The organism is Aeromonas veronii, from assembly GCF_040215105.1.
Classification (GTDB): domain Bacteria; phylum Pseudomonadota; class Gammaproteobacteria; order Enterobacterales; family Aeromonadaceae; genus Aeromonas; species Aeromonas veronii_G.
The window spans coordinates 3,815,864-3,832,761 of the sequence record NZ_CP157875.1; the positions used below are offsets into that span (position 1 = coordinate 3,815,864).

The window sequence follows — 16,898 nt, forward strand, 5'->3', positions numbered from 1 at the left end:
ATTGGAAAACACAACGGAATGAAGTCGCCTTCGAATACGAGATAACCAGTTTGAAGTGCCGGGGAAGGTCTGCTTGTCTTGCCAACGACCAAGGGATTGTCGTGCCCAGATGAACCGCAAGATAGTGTGAAGCTACAGAGCGTCGCCGACAGGCGCGGTAAAAGCAGAAGGGAGGCAGATGAATATCTGCCTCCCTCCTTTATCAGGACAGGAAATAGCTTTGGGTCAACCAGAGCCCATATAACAGCGTGGGCAGTGCGAGCCAGGGGCAGAACAGTACCCGGCCGATAAGGCTGCGGGGATGGAACCCTAGGCCATGCATCACGCCACAACTGGCCGCCCACATCAGCCAGGGGGCGAGCAGGAGCCCGTGCTCGCTGGTGTTGGCCGCAATCAGGTTGGGAGCCTGCAAGATGGCGACGGCGAGCAGGGTCGCCGCCACCAACATCACCCCTTGCCAGGGTTGGCGCTCCAGGGGAGCCGCCAACCGGGCGAGGCGATCACTTGTTTTCATCGATCTTGCGATCCATGTTCTCGGTGTGCTCCAGCCAGAGCGCGTTGATGACGCCAAAGGCACAGGCCAGCAACAGACCCAGGATCCAGGTGAAATACCACATATCAGGGCACCTTCTTAGTAGAGCGATTGTTGGTTGTCTTCGATGTGCTTGTTGCTCACCCGGCCAAACATCTTGATGTAGGTCCAGAGGGTATACGCCAGCACAGTCGGGACGAAGATGACTGCCACGACCGTCATCACCTTGAGGGTGTTGAAGGAAGCGGTGGCATCCCACATGGTCAGACTCTGGGAAGGCTCAAGGCTGGACGGCATCAGGAACGGGAACATGGAGAAGCCCGCCGTCAGAATGATGCCTGCGATAGCCAGGGAAGAGCACAGGAACGCCAGCCAACCTTTACCCAGCTTGGCCGCGCCCGCGGTCAGCAGGCTCATCGCCAGACCCAGCACGGGCGCCGCGATCATCCAGGGATAGAGGTTGTAGTTGTTCATCCAGGCACCGGCCTGCACCACCACTTCCTTGTGAAGCGGGTTGGTGACGGCATCGGTCGCCATGGTGCCAACGACCACATAACCGTCCATCCCGCTCACCCAGACACCGGCCAGCGCGAACAGCACCAGGGTCAGCAGGGAGAAGATCATGGCGGCGGTACTGGAACGGGCCAGCACTTCCCCTTCGGTCTTCATCATCAGCCAGGTGGCACCCTGGGTAATGATCATACACAGGCTCACCAGACCGGCCAGCAGGCCGAACGGGTTGAGCAGGCCGAAGAAGTTGCCGTGATAGGTCAACATCAGGAACTGGTTGAAGCTGAACGGTACACCCTGCAGCAGGTTGCCGAAGGCGACCCCGAAGATGACAGGCGGCACGGCGCTACCGACGAACAGTCCCCAGTCCCAGTTGTTGCGCCACTTGGCATCTTCCCGCAGGGAGCGGTACTTGAAGCCGACCGGGCGCAGGAAGAGGGCCATCAGGGTCAGGATCATGGCGATGTAGAAGCCGGAGAAGGCTGCCGCATAGACCATGGGCCAGGCCGCAAACAGGGCACCACCGGCGGTCACCAGCCATACCTGGTTGCCTTCCCAATGCGGGCCCATGGTGTTGAGCATCACCCGACGCTCAACATCCTTCTTGCCAACGAAGGGCAGCAGGGCACCGACCCCCATATCGAAACCGTCGGTGACGGCGAAACCAATCAGCAGCACGCCGACCAGAACCCACCAGACCAGACGCAATACTTCGTAATCAAACATGGGATCCTCTCCTTAAGCCTTGCTCTGTTCGAAGTGGTACTTGCCCGTTTTCAGACTGCTCGGGCCCAGACGTGCGTACTTGAACATCAGGTACATCTCGATGACGAGCAGCACGGTGTAGAACAGGCAGATCCCGATGAGGGAGAACCAGATCTCCGATGCCGGGAGATTGGAGGCGGAGACGGAGGTTGGCAGCATCTCGGCGATGGTCCAGGGCTGGCGACCATATTCCGCGACGAACCAGCCACACTCGATGGCGATCCAGGGCAGCGGGATACCGTACAGCAGCGCCTTGAGCAGCCACTTGCGCTCGCCGATCTTGTGGCGGGTGCTGTCATAGAAGGCGACGCCGATCAGCAGCAGCATGACGATGCCGCAGGCCACCATGATGCGGAAGGCGAAGAACAGCGGGGCCACCTGCGGGATGGAGTCATCCACGGCGGATTTGATCTGTTCGTCGGTCGCGTCGGTCACGTTGGCGGTGTAACGCTTGAGCAGCAGGCCGTAGCCCAGATCCTGCTTCACCTCGTCGAAACGGGCGCGGGTATCGTCGGACTTGTCACCGGATTGCAGCTTGGTCAGCAGGTCATAGGCGACCATGCCGTTACGCACGCGCAGTTCGTGCTCGCTCTTCAGATCCTTGAGGCCGGTTACCTGACCGTCCAGGGAACGGGTCGCGATGATGCCAAGGGCATAGGGGATCTTGATGGCGTAGTCGGTACGCATCTCTTCCTGGTTCGGAATGCCGAACAGGGTAAAGGAGGCTGGCGCCGGCTCGGTGTTCCACTCGGCTTCGATGGCCGCCAGTTTGACCTTCTGCACTTCACCGGTCTCGTAGCCGGACTCATCACCCAGGATCAGCACGGAAACGATGGAGGCCATGCCGAACGCGGCCGCGATGGCGAAGGAGCGACGGGCGAAAGCCACATCACGATTCTTGAGCAGGTAATAGGAGGAGATACCCAGCACGAACATGGCGCCCGTGGTATAGCCCGCCGCTACCGTGTGGACGAACTTGACCTGGGCAACCGGGTTGAACACCAGCTCGGCGAAGCTCACCATCTCCATGCGCATGGATTCGAAGTTGAACTCGGCACCGACCGGGTTCTGCATCCAGCCGTTGGCGACCAGGATCCAGAGGGCGGAGAGGTTGGTCCCGAGGGCCATCAGCCAGGTCGCGGCCAGGTGCTGGCGCTTGCTGAGGCGATCCCAACCGAAGAAGAACATACCGACGAAGGTGGACTCCAGGAAGAAGGCCATCAGCCCTTCGATGGCCAGGGGAGCCCCGAAGATATCGCCGACATAGTGAGAGTAGTAGGCCCAGTTGGTTCCGAATTGGAACTCCATGGTCAGCCCTGTGGTCACCCCGAGGGCGAAGTTGATCCCGAACAACTTGCCCCAGAACTTGGTCATGTCCCGGTAGACAGTGTTGTTGGTCATCACATAGACAGACTCCATGATCGCCAGGATGAAGGCCATCCCCAGCGTCAAGGGTACAAACAGGAAGTGATAAAGGGCCGTCGCAGCAAATTGGAACCGCGATAGGTCTACCACATGCTCAGCAATCATGATGTTTCCTCACCGATTATTGGCACGGCTATTTTAAGTTTTAAGGACAAAGCTTCCATTGGAAGGCCCCGAATGATCGGCCATACCAAGAACGATGACCGGATTCGACTGCAACCACATTAACAACAAGGCAATATACAAGAACAAAAAAAGCTAATGTTTAACATCTGGTAAACAATAACAGCGATTCTATTCCCGCCTATAATGACCGCTGTTTTATATCACCTTTATTTGATTGAAATCAATGTAAAACCATCACCTATACATGCCTTTTCAAGGCAACTTATCGGTGCGAAACCCTTAATTATGGGAGCTGCATCACAAAAAGATGAAGTTCGTAAATCTTTGATTTAAATCAATTTTAATACATCAGGAAATAGTTTCAATTCTGTTAAATAAATAATAAAACCACTATGGTGAAGCTTGTATTCTCCATACTGAATAGGTGATCTCGATTGCAATTTAAAACCAGTAAAAACACATGTTTATGCTTATTTTACCGCTCGCACATTTGATTAGTTAATCTAATCCTAATGTGGCAAATTTTCTTGTTTGTCCGGCTTGTCGAGTGCTCCTACAATGCGCCTCGCAGTGAGGGCATACCTCTGGATACAGGCCGGTCATACTGGGTTCCCGGTACGTATTCGATGAACATTTCGAACCTGTTTGTTGGGATTAATGATGAAAAAGTTTGTTGCCAAGACCATTCGTTACTACAAGCTTTCGTTCGTTCAGCTCTATCAAATGAACCGACTCTGAGGCCTCGCGACGGCTCCTCAGTGTTTTCCTGACCGGTCTGCAGACGCTCTCACTGTCTGTGAACATCCATCCTGAATTGTCTTTGCCCACCGCATCTGCCGTGGGCTTTTTTTTTGGCCTCGGGAATTTTGTCAGAATAGTAAAAAACCGCCCCTGGAGGCGGTTTTTCGTTCAATCAGATATTTCTATGCTTCCGGCGGCCGCTGCAGGCCGAAGTGAGCATACGCTCTTGCCGTCGCCAGCCTCCCCCTTGGGGTCCGCTGCAGATACCCCTGCTGAATGAGATAGGGTTCCAGCACATCCTCGATGGTGTCCTTCTCTTCCCCGATGGCGGCCGCCAGGTTGTCGAGGCCCACCGGCCCTCCCATAAACTTGTCGATGACGGCCAACAATAGCTTGCGGTCCATGAAGTCGAAACCTTCGTTATCCACGTCCAGCATGTCCATGGCGCGGGCCGCAATGGGTCCATCAATCCGGCCATCGGATTTCACCTGGGCGAAATCCCGCACCCGTCTTAACAAACGGTTAGCAATACGCGGGGTGCCGCGGGAGCGTCTCGCCACCTCCAGCGCCCCGTCGTCCGACATCTCCAGTCCGAGGCAGCGGGCGCTGCGGGCGACGATGTCGGTGAGATCCTTGACGTTGTAGAACTCGAGACGCTGCACGATGCCGAAACGATCCCGCAGCGGGCTGGTCAGGGAACCGGCCCGGGTGGTGGCGCCGATCAGGGTGAAGGGGGGGAGATCCAGCTTGATGGAACGGGCGGCAGGCCCCTCCCCGATCATGATATCGAGCTGATAATCCTCCATGGCCGGATAGAGCACTTCCTCCACCACGGGGCTGAGACGGTGGATCTCGTCGATGAAGAGCACGTCGTGGGGCTCGAGGTTGGTGAGCAGGGCCGCCAGATCGCCAGCCTTCTCCAGCACCGGGCCCGAGGTGGTCTTGATGTTGACCTCCATCTCGTTGGCCACGATGTTCGCGAGGGTGGTCTTGCCAAGGCCGGGGGGGCCGAAGATCAGCAGGTGATCCAGGGCTTCTCCCCGCTGGCGGGCTGCCTCGATGAAGATCTCCATCTGGCCGCAGACGTGATCCTGACCGGTATAATCCGCCAGCTTCTTGGGACGGATGGCCCGGTCGATGACCGCATCCTCGCGGGATTCCCCCGCCGATATCAGACGATCCGCTTCAATCATGTGCTACCTCACCTGGCTGTACCGCCATGGCCACAGGCTCTGCCTTAGACATTGCCATCCCTACACCAGACTGCGCAGGGATTCACGGATGATCGCCTCGACCGACATGCCATCGGCCGCCACCTTGGCAACGATCTGGCTCGCCTGCTGGGGCTTGTAGCCGAGAGCCACCAGGGCGCTGGCGGCCTCTTCGCTGGCATCCGGCGCCCGCAGAACACTCTCTTTCTCGGGCAGGCTGATGGCGGCGGGAGAGAAGAGATCGTGGCTGACCCAGCCCTTGAGGCGATCCTTCATCTCCACCACCAGACGCTCGGCGGTCTTCTTGCCCACCCCCGGCAACTTGACCAGGGAGCTTACCTCTTCACGCTCGACGCTCATCACGAACTGGGTGGCGGTCATGCCGGAAAGAATGGCTAGCGCCAGCTTGGGGCCGACCCCGTTGGTCTTGATCAGCTCGCGAAACAGCGCCCGCTCCTGCTTGTGGTTGAAGCCATAGAGCAGCTGGGCGTCTTCCCGCACCACGAAGTGGGTGTGAATGACCGCTTCCTTGCCAAGATCCGGCAGATCATAGAAGCAGCTCATGGGCATGTGCACCTCATAGCCCACACCGCCAACTTCCAGCAACACCTCGGGGGGCTGCTTCTCGATGATGACGCCTCTCAAGCGACCGATCATGTTCTCTTCCTCGCCACGCAGACACTGTATGAATTGGGCCATAGCATAAAGAATAACTGGATAAGTATCCAGCATAGGCCTGTGGTGAAGCACCGATCCCATCGCTGGGCAAAGCGCCTGCCAACCGGCCTCCCTCCGTGCCCGACATGCCCCTTCCCCATTCCTCGGCGCACTGAATTTAGCCCTTGGGCCGCGCGCCTCGGCCTGTTAAAATTCCGCACTTGAAATTTTCCAGGGCTCCGGGCCCGAACTAGCTAAGGTCTACCGCGATGCGTACCAGCCAATATCTGCTCTCCACTCTCAAGGAAACTCCCTCCGATGCGGAAGTCGTCAGCCATCAGCTGATGCTGCGCGCCGGCATGATCCGCAAACTGGCCTCCGGCATGTACGCCTGGCTGCCATCCGGCCTGCGGGTCCTGAAGAAGATCGAGAACATCGTTCGCGAGGAGATGAACAGAGCGGGTGCCATCGAGGTCTCCATGCCGGTGGTCCAACCCGCCGAGCTGTGGCAGGAGTCCGGCCGCTGGGATGACTACGGCCCCGAGCTGTGCCGCCTGACCGACCGTCACAACCGTCCCTTCGTGCTGGGCCCGACCCACGAAGAGGTGATCACCGCCCTGATCCGCTACGAGGTGAACAGCTACAAGCAGCTGCCGCTCAACCTCTACCAGATCCAGACCAAGTTCCGCGACGAAGTGCGTCCCCGTTTCGGCGTGATGCGCGGCCGGGAATTCCTGATGAAGGATGCCTACTCCTTCCACATCAGCAAGGAATCCCTGATCGACACCTACGAGAAGATGCACGCTGCCTACTGCGCCGCTTTCACCCGCATGGGTCTGAACTTCCGTCCGGTACAGGCCGATACCGGCTCCATCGGTGGCACCGGCTCCCACGAATTCCAGGTGCTGGCCGAGAGCGGTGAAGACCTGATCGCCTTCTCCGATACCTCAGACTACGCCGCCAACATCGAGATGGCCGAAGCCCTGGCCCCGGCCGGTGAGCGTGCCGCTGCCACCGCAGCCCTGACCAAGGTCGCCACCCCGGGCGTGCACACCATCATTGATGTTGCCGCCTTCCTGAATGTGGCTCCGGCCACCATCGCCAAGACCCTGCTGGTACTGGGTGAAGCGGACGAGCACGGCAAGCAGGCGGTCATCGCCCTGGTGCTGCGCGGCGATCACGAACTGAACGAGATCAAGGCCGAGAAGCTGCCGGGTGTCGCCAACCCGCTGACCTTTGCCAATGATGAGCAAATCAAGGCTGCCGCCGGTTGTGATGCCGGCTCCATCGGCCCGGTCGGCTTCGCCGGTCGCATCATCGCCGATCGCAGCGCCGCCCACCTGGCGGACTTCGTCTGCGGTGCCAACGACACCGGCTTCCACCTGACCGGCGCCAACTGGGATCGCGACATCGCCTCTTACGAAGTCGCCGACCTGCGCAACGTGGTGGAAGGCGACCCCAGCCCCTGCGGCCAGGGCAAGCTGCTGCTCAAGCGCGGCATCGAAGTGGGTCACATCTTCCAGCTCGGTACCAAGTACTCCGAAGCCATGAAGGCCAGCGTGCTGAACGAGGGCGGCAAGTCCGTCACCATGGAAATGGGTTGCTACGGCATCGGGGTCTCCCGCCTGGTGGCCGCCGCCATCGAGCAGAACAATGACCAGTACGGCATCATCTGGCCGGAAGCCATCGCCCCGTTCGAAGTGGCCATCGTGCCGATGAACATGCACAAGTCCGAGCGCGTCGCCGAGCAGGCCGAACAGTTCTACGCCGAGCTCAAAGCCGCCGGTGTTGACGTGCTGTTCGATGACCGCAAGGAGCGCCCGGGCGTAATGTTCGCCGACATGGAGCTGCTGGGGGTTCCCCACGCCATCGTCATCGGCGATCGCGGTCTGGACAACGGCGTGGTGGAGTACAAGTGCCGCCGCACCGGCGAGAAACAGGAAGTGGCCATTGGCGACATCATCGCCCAGCTCAAGGGCAAGCTGGGTCGCTGATAGCACCGACTCAGCCTTCCACCATTCATAAGAAAGCCCCGAGTGCCACGGCACTTGGGGCTTTTTACATGTGGCATTTATCCTTCATGACCCACCGCAATGCCGCGCTGCTGCGAAGGGATATCGCGCTGTACAGGGCGCGGCTGATTTCCTAGACTGGCGCTCTTTACCCAGCGTGCCCGAGAAGCTATGCCCATCGCCTCAGCCAATACCGTTGTCGTGCTCGACTTCGAGACCACCGGCCTCTCACCCGGACAGGGGGACAGAGCCATCGAGATCGGCGCCGTCAGGATCAAGGATGGCCATATCAGCGAGCGTTTCTCGGCGCTGATGAACCCGGGCTTCAACGTCAGCAGCTTCATCGAGCAATACACCGGGATCAGCAACGCCATGCTGAAACAGGCTCCCCCCTGCCACGAGGTGATGGCGGATTTCGTCGACTTTATCGGTGATGACAATCTGGTCGCCCACAACGCCTCCTTCGACAAGCGCTTCCTGGATGCGGAAGTCGAGCGGCTGCCGGCGCGATATCGCGGGCAGTTTGCCTGCTCCCTGCTGCTGTCGAGGCGGCTGTTTCCCGATGCCCCGGATCACAAGCTGGGTACCCTGGTGCAATACAAGCGCCTGCCCAATGACGGGATATTTCACCGCGCCCTGGCGGATGCCGAGGTAACGGCCCACCTCTGGCTTGCCTTGTTGGAAGAGCTGGAATGTCGACATGGCATTATCGACCCGGATTTTGCATTGCTGCTGACCCTGGGCAAGAAGCCAAAACAGGCGATGGCATCCTTCCTGCGGGAATATGCGACCCGGACATGATCTGTGCCGACATGCCGCCCCCATCATCCATGCCGACATCCGATTTACCCGCCTTTGATGTCCACCGAGACCCGGCGCACAGACGGCCAGAGGGAGCTAACACTGCCTGCGAATGAAAAAGCGCGCCTGTTGGCGCGCTTTTTGTCATTTTGGCAGTGGTTGATACCGCCAGCACTCTTATGCTCAGTCGTTTCGTCCGATGAAGAGATCCGTCACATGGCAGCTGCTGCGCGCCTCGAGGGCATCCAGCATGTAGGCGGCAGCATCCTCCGGCGTCATGAAACGGCTCGGATCCACGTGTTCCGAGTTGTCCCAGAACTCGCTCCTGATCCCGCTCGGGTAGAGGTTCACCAGTCGCAGGGGTGAGCCCTTGAGCTCGGCCCGCAGGGATTCCAGAAAGCCCCGCATGCCCCACTTGGAGGCGCAGTAGAGGCTCTCGTTGGCCTTGCCGCTCTGGGCCGCGGAGGAGAGCACATTGGCCAGCACGCCCCCCTTCTCGCCGATGAGGCGCACCGTCTGCTGGGCCACCAAGATAGTGGAGACGAGATTGCTCTCCACCACCCGGCGCACCTGCTCTGCGGTGTAGACCCCGACCGGGCCGAACTCCCCCACCCCGGCGCAGTGGATCACCAGCTCCGGCAATCCCCCCCAGGCCACGGCGGCGGAGAAGGCCATCTCCACCTCCTCGTGGTGAGCGAGATCGGCGGCGATGCCGACCACGGCCTTGCCGAGCAGCTGTTCCTGCTCCTGCAGCTTGTGATAACGGCGCCCCATCATGGCAACCCGGTGGCCGCGCGCTACCAGTCCGATTGTCAGTGCGCGTCCAAGGCCGGAGCCCGCGCCAGTCACTATGATGTGGCCCATCATTCCTCCCGGATCAGACCTGGATATTCGGATTAGAACGTGAATTCGCCGCCGATGAACCAGCCATCGACTTTCTGGTCGACACGGTCGAAGTCCATGTCCACTTCACGCCAGCCGGCGCGCAGCTTGAGCGGCACGGAGGCGAACTTGTAGGAGCCGCCCAGACGGTAGTCATAGTTGTCCGCATCCTGCACACGCAGATCGCCGAAGGCCGCAAAGCCGGTCCCCGGAATGCGGATCTCGCCGCCGGTGTAGGCCATCAGCACATCCTTGTCATAGGAGTAGTGCTGGGTATTGAAGTCACCGTCGTAGCGACGACCGGTCAGACCCAGATCGAGCTGGAACAGATCGTTGTTCATCAGGCGATAGTAGAGGGTCAGATCATAGGCCTGCAGCTCGTTGTCGAAGGCACCACCGCTGCTGCTGAGGTCGGACATCTCGAACTTGGCATTGGGCAAGAACCAGATCCCGTGCTCCAGCTGCAGGTAGCCGTTCCAGTTGTAGTCATCGTCATAGCTGCCATCGGCCCCGACGCCATCGATCTGACCGCTGCCTTGTGCGTTCCACACATCGGCACCGGCTGCGAAACGCCAGTCATCGGCGGCCATGGCGGCGTGGCTGAACAGGGCAAGCAGGCTGCCGGCAATCAAGGTCTTCTTCATCGTATAACTCCCTTATGGACTGGAAAGGCCATCATTTTACCCAGCGCGCAAGGAATACCTAGAGCAAAAAGCTGAACCAGCGTCCATTAATGTCAGTGCTGCATGCCTTTCATCGGCTCGACCGGCTTCACCGGCAGGCTCAGGCTGAGGGTCTGACCATCGTCCAAGCTCAGGGTCAGCGGGAAGGGGGTGTCCCGGGCGAGTTCTCGCACCTCGAACAACATGACGTGGAAGCTGCCGGGTTTGAGCGCCACCTCTCCCCTCGCGGGGATCTGGATGCCATCCACCCGGCGCATCCTCATCACCCCGTTCTCGTGCAGATGGGTGTGCAGCTCGGCCCTCGCCGCGCCGGGGGAGCTGACGGTGGTCAGGGTCACCGGCTTGTCGCCGTCATTCTTGAGCACCATGAACGCAGCCGTATTGGGGGATCCCGGGGGCAGCAGACGCACATAACCATCGATGGCCTCGACCTTGGCCAGGGCCGGGCTCGCCAACAGCAGGGTCAGCATGGAGTAAAACGCACGTTTAAACATGGTTTGAATCCTTTTATGATGTTGTCAAACGACGCAAAGCTTACCCCCGTGGCACGCTTTTGACAGCCTCAGATGACAAGGATTCAGACATGGCCCCCACAATTCTGGTCGAGCAGCAGGATGGCTTGCTCACCCTGACCCTCAACCGACCCGACAAACGCAATGCCCTCGACACCGGGATGTACCAGGCCCTCACCGCCGCGCTGCAACAGGCAAGCCAGGATGAGTCTGTGCATGTGGTGCTGCTGCAGGGTCAGGCGACCTGTTTCACCGCCGGCAACGATCTCGCCGACTTCATGGGTAAAACCACGCTGGAAGCAGACGATCCCATCCTGCAGTTCCTCCACGCCTTCGCCGATTTTCCCAAGCCGGTCATCGCTGCCGCCGCGGGCCCGGCCGTCGGTATCGGCACCACTCTGCTGCTGCACTGCGATCTGGTCTATCTGGCCGACAACGCGCGCTTGCAACTGCCCTTCGTCGAGCTGGGGCTGGTACCGGAGTTTGCCTCAAGTCTGCTGCTGCCCCGTGCCGTCGGCCACCTGAAGGCGGCAGAGCTGTTGCTGCTGGCAGAGGTCATGGATGCGGGTGAGGCGCTGCGGCTCGGACTCGCCAACCGGGTGGTGGCGGCCGATGAGTTGCTCGGCCTTGCGCGGGAAACCGGATTGAGGCTCGCGGCCAAGCCGCCGAAGGCGCTGCAAAAGAGCAAGGCCCTGCTCAAGCAGGAGCTCAGGCAAGCGGTGCATTTCGTCATCGACATGGAGGCGCGCGCCTTCTCCCAGGCCCTGCAGGGAGAAGAGGCCCAGAGCCGCATCGCCCGCAAGCTGGGGCGACGGGACTGACGGTCAGTTAAGGCGGAAGCGGCCGATCAGCTCGCAGCCCTGTACCCTGTCCTGCACCTGGATCAGTTTGGCTATCTCGGGGTTGGGGTGGCGCTTCAGGAAGGAGAGCAGGGCGGCGCGGCAGCAACCCAGCTCGCTGATGAGGGATTCGCACTCCCGGTTCGGACACTGGGGCACCAGGGCGGTGACCAGTTCCGAGGCGAGCTTGAGGTAGCGCAGCTCGTAGGCCGGCTCCTCCATGGCGCGCCAGAAGTCGGCGAGGCGATGGCAGGTGGCGACCCGCATGCTGGCGAGTTCATCCAGCGCATCGGCGCTGAGAGAGTCCTCATCCAGTTCATACACCTCTCCCAGCGCCTGCTGGTAGAGACAGATCGCCGTGCCGAGCGCCCCCATGTCCAGGGCGTTTTCCGCCTCCAGCATGTAGCGTTGCCAGTTGTCATTCATCATCATCTTCCTCTCCTCTGCCGACATGAGTGGAAGCTGTATCATGGCTAATTGAGAATAAATATCAACCAGAGCGTTTGTGCAGGATCCACCCTATTCCGCTATCTGCGGGGCCCACACCAGGTTCAGCCCGCACTTTTGGATTGATTGACGCGACACTGTTTGCCGGGATAGCCGGGCAACTCCCTCGCCTTGCTGCTGCAGGCGAGTCGCTTGGCCTGGGAGAGACGATCCGCCAGATTGGCGTCGTTGACCGGCAACCAGTCCATCTGCTGGCCGAGCCAGCTGGCCCAGGCAAACTCGACGAAGTAGACCCGCCCCTTCTTGCTGAAGTAGCCCGCATCCTGCAGCTGACCCGCGAGGGTGCGATAGGGATAATCCGGCAGATCGCCGATGTGCTCGGGCAACTGCTGGGGGGTCAGGGGCTGGCCCTTTTCATCCTTCAGCCAGGCCCAGTGGTTGTTCTGCATCTGGCTCCAGAAGCTGCTCTTGTCCTTGAGCCTGGCGATCACCTTGACCCTGGCCTGCTTCACCCCCTGCTGCCACAGCGCCTTGGTCAGGTGGTGCCTGTCCACCAGCCAGTAGCCGCCATCGGGGGCGATGACCACGGGGATCTCTTTCTTTTTCATCAACTTGTCGAGCTGTTCCGGGCTCTTGTCCGCCAGCTCCCGCGCCGTCGCATCGACCTGCAGCTGCCCCACTCCGCCCTGGGTCGGGTGCAACTGGGCAATGCTCAGCTCACACCAGCTCCCCACCGCGCTGGTGCGCTCGCAGGGGGCCAGCGCCCAGGCACTCTGACTCAGGGCACAGGCCAACAACATCCATATTCTCATCGCACACTCCTCTGTCGGGCGAAAGGCTCGGGCTAAACAAGGTAGCACGGTCCGGCAATCCCGGGACTCACGCTGGCGGTCTGACCAGCAAAGGGGATATCATGATTCCCCATCTGCCGGCGAATTTTTCTCGCCGAGTTTCTCCCCGCTTCACACTATTTGAAGGATTCGTCATGAAAGGATGGAGCCCCCTGCTGGCCCTGCTGGGTTGCGCCTGCGTGCAGGCTGCTGATGTGCCACCCGGAACCCAACTTGCCGCCGAACAGGCGGTCGTCCGTCACCTGAAAGACGAGCCCACCAGCCTGAGCCCCCTCAAACTGGTCGGCCTGCCTGAGCTGCAGGTGCTGCGGGATCTCTACGAGGGATTGTTGACCCAGGGGCCGGATGGCAAGGTACAACCCGGGGTGGCATTGCGCTGGGATAACGAAGGCAATCAAAAGTTTACGTTCCACCTGCGGCCGGATGCCCGCTGGTCAAACGGCGATCCCGTGCGCGCCGCCGACTTCGTCTACGGCTGGCGCAAGCTGGTGGATCCCAAGGAGGCGGCCACCTTCGCCTGGTTCGCCCAGCTCGCCCACTTTGAGAAGGTGGACGAGATAGTCGCGGGCAAGGCCGCGCCGAGCGAGCTCGGGGTCAGGGCCCTGGACGATCACACCCTGCAGGTGAGCCTCTCCCAGCCGGTGCCCTATTTCCTGAGCCTGCTGACCCACCCCAGCCTCTCCCCCCTGCATCAGGCCAGCATGGAGCAATACGGCAACCAGTGGACCCAGCCCGGCAAGCTGGTGGGCAACGGCGCCTTCGTGCTGAGCCACCGGGTGGTGAACGAGCGGCTGGAACTGACCCCCAACCCCTACTACTGGGACAGGGCACACACTGTGCTGACCCGGGTCACCTTCGTCCCCATCAATCAGGAGAGCGCCGCTACCAGCCGCTACCTGGCAGGGGATCTGCACATCACGGAGTCCTTCCCCAAGGAGCAGTACCAGAAGCTGATGAAGCAGATCCCCGGGGAGGTCTATACCCCGGAGCAGCTCGGCACCTACTACTACGCCTTCAACACCCGGCGCGCGCCGCTGGACGATGTGCGGGTGCGCAAGGCGCTCTCCTACACCATCGACCGCGGCCTCATCGCCGACAAGGTGCTGGGCACGGGGGAAAAGCCCGCCTATCACTTCACCCCGGACGTGACCGCCGATTTTGAACCCAAGCCGAACCTGCTCTCTACCAGCAGCCAGCAGGCGCTGGATGAGCGGGCGAGAACCCTGCTCAAGGAGGCGGGTTATGGCCCGGACAACCCCCTCAAGCTGACCCTGCTCTACAACACCGCCGAGATCCACAAGAAGATGGCGCTGGCCATTGCCAACCTGTGGAAGCAGAAACTCGGTGCCCGCGTCGAGCTCACCAATCAGGAGTGGAAAACCTATCTCGACAGTCGCCAGAGCGGCCAGTTCGAGGTGATCCGCTCCTCCTGGGTCGCGGATTACAACGATCCTTCCGCCTTCCTCGGCCTCTGGGGCAGCCAGCACAGCGGCAACATGGCCCGCTTCGCCAACGCCCGCTACGATGCCCTGCTGGCGCAGGCGGCCAAAAGCCAGAATGCCAATGAGCGGGCTCGCCTGTTCGATGAGGCCGAAACCATACTGCAGGATGAGGCGCCGATTGCCCCCATCTACCAGTACACCAACGCCCGTCTCATCAAGCCCTGGCTCAAGGGTTATCCCATCAACAACCCGGAAGACGTGGCCTACAGTCGCCAGCTCTATCTGATCAAGCACTAGACCATGCTGAATGCGCGGGGCCAGCCTGGCTGGCCTCACGCATACCCTGTTCCTATGGCCTTTATCGACATAGAATGCTGCCTTTCTGCCGCCCCTAGCCGTTGAATCTCTCTGTATATGCGCCCTTTGCTCCTGATCCTGCTGTTCTCGACCCTGCCCGTCCAAGCCGCCACCGAAACCGAATGCCAACAGGCCTTCACCGACTGGATGTTGAGCCAGCAGCAGGCGTTCAGCGATCGCAAGGCCAGCAAGATGGTGCGGCGCAACGCCGAACGGGCCATCGATCAGGTTCGCACTGAATACGCCAAGCAGGGGAGCTTCTGCCAGGCCATGGCCTGGGTCGAGGCGGACAAGACGCGGGATCCCAGCTTCAAACCGAGAAGCGGGGAGATCCACGATTTCAGAGCCGGTCGATAGGCCCTTGAATGCACCTTTCAACTGCTCTTTTTTATGCGTCATAGTGTTGAATTATTGACCTAAGCCAAGATGACCCCTTGGGCCGTCCCTACAATGAAGCCTGTATAAGAAACAAGAATAAAAACAATTTTATCAGTTACTTGGCTCAAATCAGGACGCGCACATGACCACAACCCAACGGAAGGGCGAGATCCGCTTTCCCGATCAGATATCCCTGATCTCCACGACAGACCCCGCCAGTCACATCACCTATACCAACCAGCATTTTTGCGATGTGGCGGGCTACAGCGCCAGCGAGATGGAAGGGGTGCCCCACAACCTGGTGCGCCACCCCGACATGCCCAAGGCCGCCTTCGCCGACATGTGGCGCAGACTGCAGCAGGGCAAGAGCTGGATGGGACTGGTCAAGAACCGCGCCAAGAGCGGCCAGTTCTACTGGGTCAACGCCTATGTCACCCCCATACTCGACGACCAGCGTCAGATCATCGAATACCAGTCGGTGCGCACTCGCCCCAATGAGCAGGATATCGACTGGGCGGAGCGCCTCTACGCCCGCGTCCGGACGGGCAAGCCCCTGCCCTGGTCGAGCCGCCTCAGGCTGGAACCCGGCCCCCTCACCCTCTGCCTGTCGGGCATTGCCCTGCTGGCGCTCGGCCTCGCGCTCACCACGAACCAGCCCGCCTGGGGGGTGATAGCCCTGCTCTGCCTGCTCGGCCAGATGATCCACGGCTGGCATTGGCAACAGCGGCTGCAGCGACTTCTCGCCAGCGCAGGGCAAGAGCTCGGCACCCCGCTCTGCCAGGTGCTCTACAGCCGGCGACGAGACAGCCTGGGAGCCCTCGAGCTGCTGCTGCGCATGAAGAAGGCGGAGCTTCGGGCCGTGGTGGGGCGCAGCGTCGACACCAACCAGCAGATCCTGCAGGCCGCCGAGGATGACAGGGGTCATATCCAGACCATAGACACCCATTTGCAACAACAGCGGGCCCAGAGCGAGCAGCTGGCCGCCGCCATTACCCAGATGAGCCAGTCGATCCGCGATGTGGCCGGCAACGCCCATCAGGCCAATGCCCTGGTGAGCGAGGTGCAGCAGGTCTCCGTCAGTGGCCAGCAAGCCATCACCACCACCACTTCCTCAGTCAACCGGCTGCATCAGGAGCTGGATACCAGCCAGAGCGTGCTGGCCCGCCTGACCCAGGACAGTCAGAAGATCAGCGGGATCCTGGAAGTGATAGGCCAAATCGCGGATCAGACCAACCTGCTCTCCCTCAACGCCGCCATCGAGGCGGCCCGTGCCGGCGAACAGGGGCGCGGCTTTGCGGTGGTGGCCGACGAGATCCGGGCCCTGGCCCAGAAGACCCGCAGCTCCACCGGCGAGATCAGCGACATGATAGGGGCGCTGCAGCAGAGCACACAGCAGTTGTCAGACGGCATGAGCCAGGGGGCCAGGACCTCGGCCCTGTGCCAGCAACAGATGGGGGATACCGCCGAGGTGCTCAACCAGATCAACCGGATGCTGACCCAGGTCACCCACACCAGTGACGAGATAGCCCAGGCCGTCAGTCAGCAGGCGGACGTCACCAGCACCCTGGATCAGGGGATCCAGCAGATCCACCAGCTCGCCAACCTCACCGCCGACAACGGCCGACAGGCGCTGGACGGCATCACCCTCCTGGTAGAGCGGCTGCAAAACCTCTCTCGCCTGATCAACCAGTTCCACGACTAGCCCTGCCCGGGGCGCGCACCCGCCG

At 60.7% G+C, this 16,898-nt stretch carries 17 protein-coding genes; 6 read left to right on the forward strand and 11 right to left on the reverse strand.

Annotation, left to right across the window (positions count from 1 at the left end; translation table 11 throughout):
• Window positions 1-202 precede the first annotated feature (202 nt).
• From ABNP46_RS17570 to ruvA, 6 genes are all read right to left on the reverse strand, one after another.
• A complete protein-coding gene (locus ABNP46_RS17570) occupies window positions 203-514 on the reverse strand; it encodes a cyd operon YbgE family protein (RefSeq protein WP_349919532.1) in 312 nt (103 codons plus the stop codon).
• Complete coding sequence (gene cydX, locus ABNP46_RS17575; protein WP_100859361.1) at window positions 501-617, reverse strand: cytochrome bd-I oxidase subunit CydX; 117 nt, start codon at window positions 615-617, stop codon at window positions 501-503. The genes ABNP46_RS17570 and cydX overlap by 14 nt, the downstream gene beginning before the upstream one ends.
• Before the next feature lie 14 nt (window positions 618-631).
• Window positions 632-1,768, reverse strand: coding sequence for a cytochrome d ubiquinol oxidase subunit II (cydB, locus tag ABNP46_RS17580; RefSeq protein WP_349919533.1), 1,137 nt, complete (start codon window positions 1,766-1,768; stop codon window positions 632-634).
• Window positions 1,769-1,780: 12 nt separating this feature from the next.
• Window positions 1,781-3,337: a cytochrome ubiquinol oxidase subunit I gene (gene cydA / locus ABNP46_RS17585; protein WP_349919535.1), complete on the reverse strand. Its 1,557-nt coding sequence runs from the start codon at window positions 3,335-3,337 to the stop codon at window positions 1,781-1,783.
• A 944-nt stretch (window positions 3,338-4,281) separates the two neighbouring features.
• Window positions 4,282-5,292 (reverse strand): Holliday junction branch migration DNA helicase RuvB, encoded by a 1,011-nt coding sequence (gene ruvB, locus ABNP46_RS17590; RefSeq protein ID WP_349919537.1) that lies wholly within the window; start codon window positions 5,290-5,292, stop codon window positions 4,282-4,284.
• 60 nt (window positions 5,293-5,352) lie between these two features.
• Complete coding sequence (gene ruvA, locus ABNP46_RS17595) at window positions 5,353-5,967, reverse strand: Holliday junction branch migration protein RuvA (RefSeq protein WP_349919538.1); 615 nt, start codon at window positions 5,965-5,967, stop codon at window positions 5,353-5,355.
• Between the two features lie 269 nt (window positions 5,968-6,236).
• On the opposite strand from ruvA, the gene ABNP46_RS17600 reads away from it, so the two are divergent.
• Both ABNP46_RS17600 and ABNP46_RS17605 read left to right on the forward strand, forming a co-directional pair.
• Window positions 6,237-7,961 carry a proline--tRNA ligase gene (locus ABNP46_RS17600; RefSeq protein WP_349919539.1) on the forward strand — a complete coding sequence of 575 codons (1,725 nt, stop codon included), beginning with the start codon at window positions 6,237-6,239 and terminating at the stop codon, window positions 7,959-7,961.
• A 189-nt stretch (window positions 7,962-8,150) separates the two neighbouring features.
• On the forward strand, window positions 8,151-8,780 hold the full coding sequence (locus ABNP46_RS17605) for a 3'-5' exonuclease (protein ID WP_349919540.1): 630 nt from the start codon (window positions 8,151-8,153) through the stop codon (window positions 8,778-8,780).
• 183 nt (window positions 8,781-8,963) lie between these two features.
• Here ABNP46_RS17605 and ABNP46_RS17610 read toward each other — a convergent pair whose 3' ends face one another.
• From ABNP46_RS17610 to ABNP46_RS17620, 3 genes are all read right to left on the reverse strand, one after another.
• Window positions 8,964-9,644 (reverse strand): SDR family oxidoreductase, encoded by a 681-nt coding sequence (locus ABNP46_RS17610; protein ID WP_349919541.1) that lies wholly within the window; start codon window positions 9,642-9,644, stop codon window positions 8,964-8,966.
• Window positions 9,645-9,676: 32 nt separating this feature from the next.
• The gene (locus tag ABNP46_RS17615; protein WP_349919542.1) at window positions 9,677-10,306 is read right to left on the reverse strand and encodes a TIGR04219 family outer membrane beta-barrel protein; all 630 of its coding nucleotides are present in this window, start codon (window positions 10,304-10,306) and stop codon (window positions 9,677-9,679) included.
• A gap of 92 nt (window positions 10,307-10,398) precedes the next feature.
• Complete coding sequence (locus ABNP46_RS17620) at window positions 10,399-10,839, reverse strand: copper chaperone PCu(A)C (RefSeq protein WP_349919544.1); 441 nt, start codon at window positions 10,837-10,839, stop codon at window positions 10,399-10,401.
• Window positions 10,840-10,928: 89 nt separating this feature from the next.
• Here ABNP46_RS17620 and ABNP46_RS17625 point away from each other — a divergent pair, with 89 nt between their 5' ends.
• A complete protein-coding gene (locus tag ABNP46_RS17625) occupies window positions 10,929-11,678 on the forward strand; it encodes an enoyl-CoA hydratase-related protein (protein WP_349919546.1) in 750 nt (249 codons plus the stop codon).
• Window positions 11,679-11,681: 3 nt separating this feature from the next.
• Here ABNP46_RS17625 and ABNP46_RS17630 read toward each other — a convergent pair whose 3' ends face one another.
• Window positions 11,682-12,125 (reverse strand): DUF2753 family protein, encoded by a 444-nt coding sequence (locus tag ABNP46_RS17630; protein ID WP_349922550.1) that lies wholly within the window; start codon window positions 12,123-12,125, stop codon window positions 11,682-11,684.
• A gap of 122 nt (window positions 12,126-12,247) precedes the next feature.
• Window positions 12,248-12,955 carry a ParB-like protein gene (locus ABNP46_RS17635; RefSeq protein WP_349919547.1) on the reverse strand — a complete coding sequence of 236 codons (708 nt, stop codon included), beginning with the start codon at window positions 12,953-12,955 and terminating at the stop codon, window positions 12,248-12,250.
• Window positions 12,956-13,128: 173 nt separating this feature from the next.
• On the opposite strand from ABNP46_RS17635, the gene ABNP46_RS17640 reads away from it, so the two are divergent.
• From ABNP46_RS17640 to ABNP46_RS17650, 3 genes are all read left to right on the forward strand, one after another.
• Window positions 13,129-14,733, forward strand: coding sequence for a peptide ABC transporter substrate-binding protein (locus ABNP46_RS17640; RefSeq protein WP_349919549.1), 1,605 nt, complete (start codon window positions 13,129-13,131; stop codon window positions 14,731-14,733).
• A 117-nt stretch (window positions 14,734-14,850) separates the two neighbouring features.
• Window positions 14,851-15,150 (forward strand): hypothetical protein, encoded by a 300-nt coding sequence (locus tag ABNP46_RS17645; protein WP_349919551.1) that lies wholly within the window; start codon window positions 14,851-14,853, stop codon window positions 15,148-15,150.
• Between the two features lie 163 nt (window positions 15,151-15,313).
• Window positions 15,314-16,873: a methyl-accepting chemotaxis protein gene (locus tag ABNP46_RS17650; RefSeq protein ID WP_349919553.1), complete on the forward strand. Its 1,560-nt coding sequence runs from the start codon at window positions 15,314-15,316 to the stop codon at window positions 16,871-16,873.
• Window positions 16,874-16,898 lie beyond the last annotated feature (25 nt).

Coding starts and splice junctions, on each gene's coding strand:
- ABNP46_RS17570 (WP_349919532.1), bottom strand. CDS start 514: ATGAAAACAAGTGATCGCCTCGCCCGGTTGGCGGCTCCCCTGGAGCGC.
- cydX (WP_100859361.1), bottom strand. CDS start 617: ATGTGGTATTTCACCTGGATCCTGGGTCTGTTGCTGGCCTGTGCCTTT.
- cydB (WP_349919533.1), bottom strand. CDS start 1,768: ATGTTTGATTACGAAGTATTGCGTCTGGTCTGGTGGGTTCTGGTCGGC.
- cydA (WP_349919535.1), bottom strand. CDS start 3,337: ATGATTGCTGAGCATGTGGTAGACCTATCGCGGTTCCAATTTGCTGCG.
- ruvB (WP_349919537.1), bottom strand. CDS start 5,292: ATGATTGAAGCGGATCGTCTGATATCGGCGGGGGAATCCCGCGAGGAT.
- ruvA (WP_349919538.1), bottom strand. CDS start 5,967: ATGATCGGTCGCTTGAGAGGCGTCATCATCGAGAAGCAGCCCCCCGAG.
- ABNP46_RS17600 (WP_349919539.1), top strand. CDS start 6,237: ATGCGTACCAGCCAATATCTGCTCTCCACTCTCAAGGAAACTCCCTCC.
- ABNP46_RS17605 (WP_349919540.1), top strand. CDS start 8,151: ATGCCCATCGCCTCAGCCAATACCGTTGTCGTGCTCGACTTCGAGACC.
- ABNP46_RS17610 (WP_349919541.1), bottom strand. CDS start 9,644: ATGGGCCACATCATAGTGACTGGCGCGGGCTCCGGCCTTGGACGCGCA.
- ABNP46_RS17615 (WP_349919542.1), bottom strand. CDS start 10,306: ATGAAGAAGACCTTGATTGCCGGCAGCCTGCTTGCCCTGTTCAGCCAC.
- ABNP46_RS17620 (WP_349919544.1), bottom strand. CDS start 10,839: ATGTTTAAACGTGCGTTTTACTCCATGCTGACCCTGCTGTTGGCGAGC.
- ABNP46_RS17625 (WP_349919546.1), top strand. CDS start 10,929: ATGGCCCCCACAATTCTGGTCGAGCAGCAGGATGGCTTGCTCACCCTG.
- ABNP46_RS17630 (WP_349922550.1), bottom strand. CDS start 12,125: ATGATGAATGACAACTGGCAACGCTACATGCTGGAGGCGGAAAACGCC.
- ABNP46_RS17635 (WP_349919547.1), bottom strand. CDS start 12,955: ATGAGAATATGGATGTTGTTGGCCTGTGCCCTGAGTCAGAGTGCCTGG.
- ABNP46_RS17640 (WP_349919549.1), top strand. CDS start 13,129: ATGAAAGGATGGAGCCCCCTGCTGGCCCTGCTGGGTTGCGCCTGCGTG.
- ABNP46_RS17645 (WP_349919551.1), top strand. CDS start 14,851: ATGCGCCCTTTGCTCCTGATCCTGCTGTTCTCGACCCTGCCCGTCCAA.
- ABNP46_RS17650 (WP_349919553.1), top strand. CDS start 15,314: ATGACCACAACCCAACGGAAGGGCGAGATCCGCTTTCCCGATCAGATA.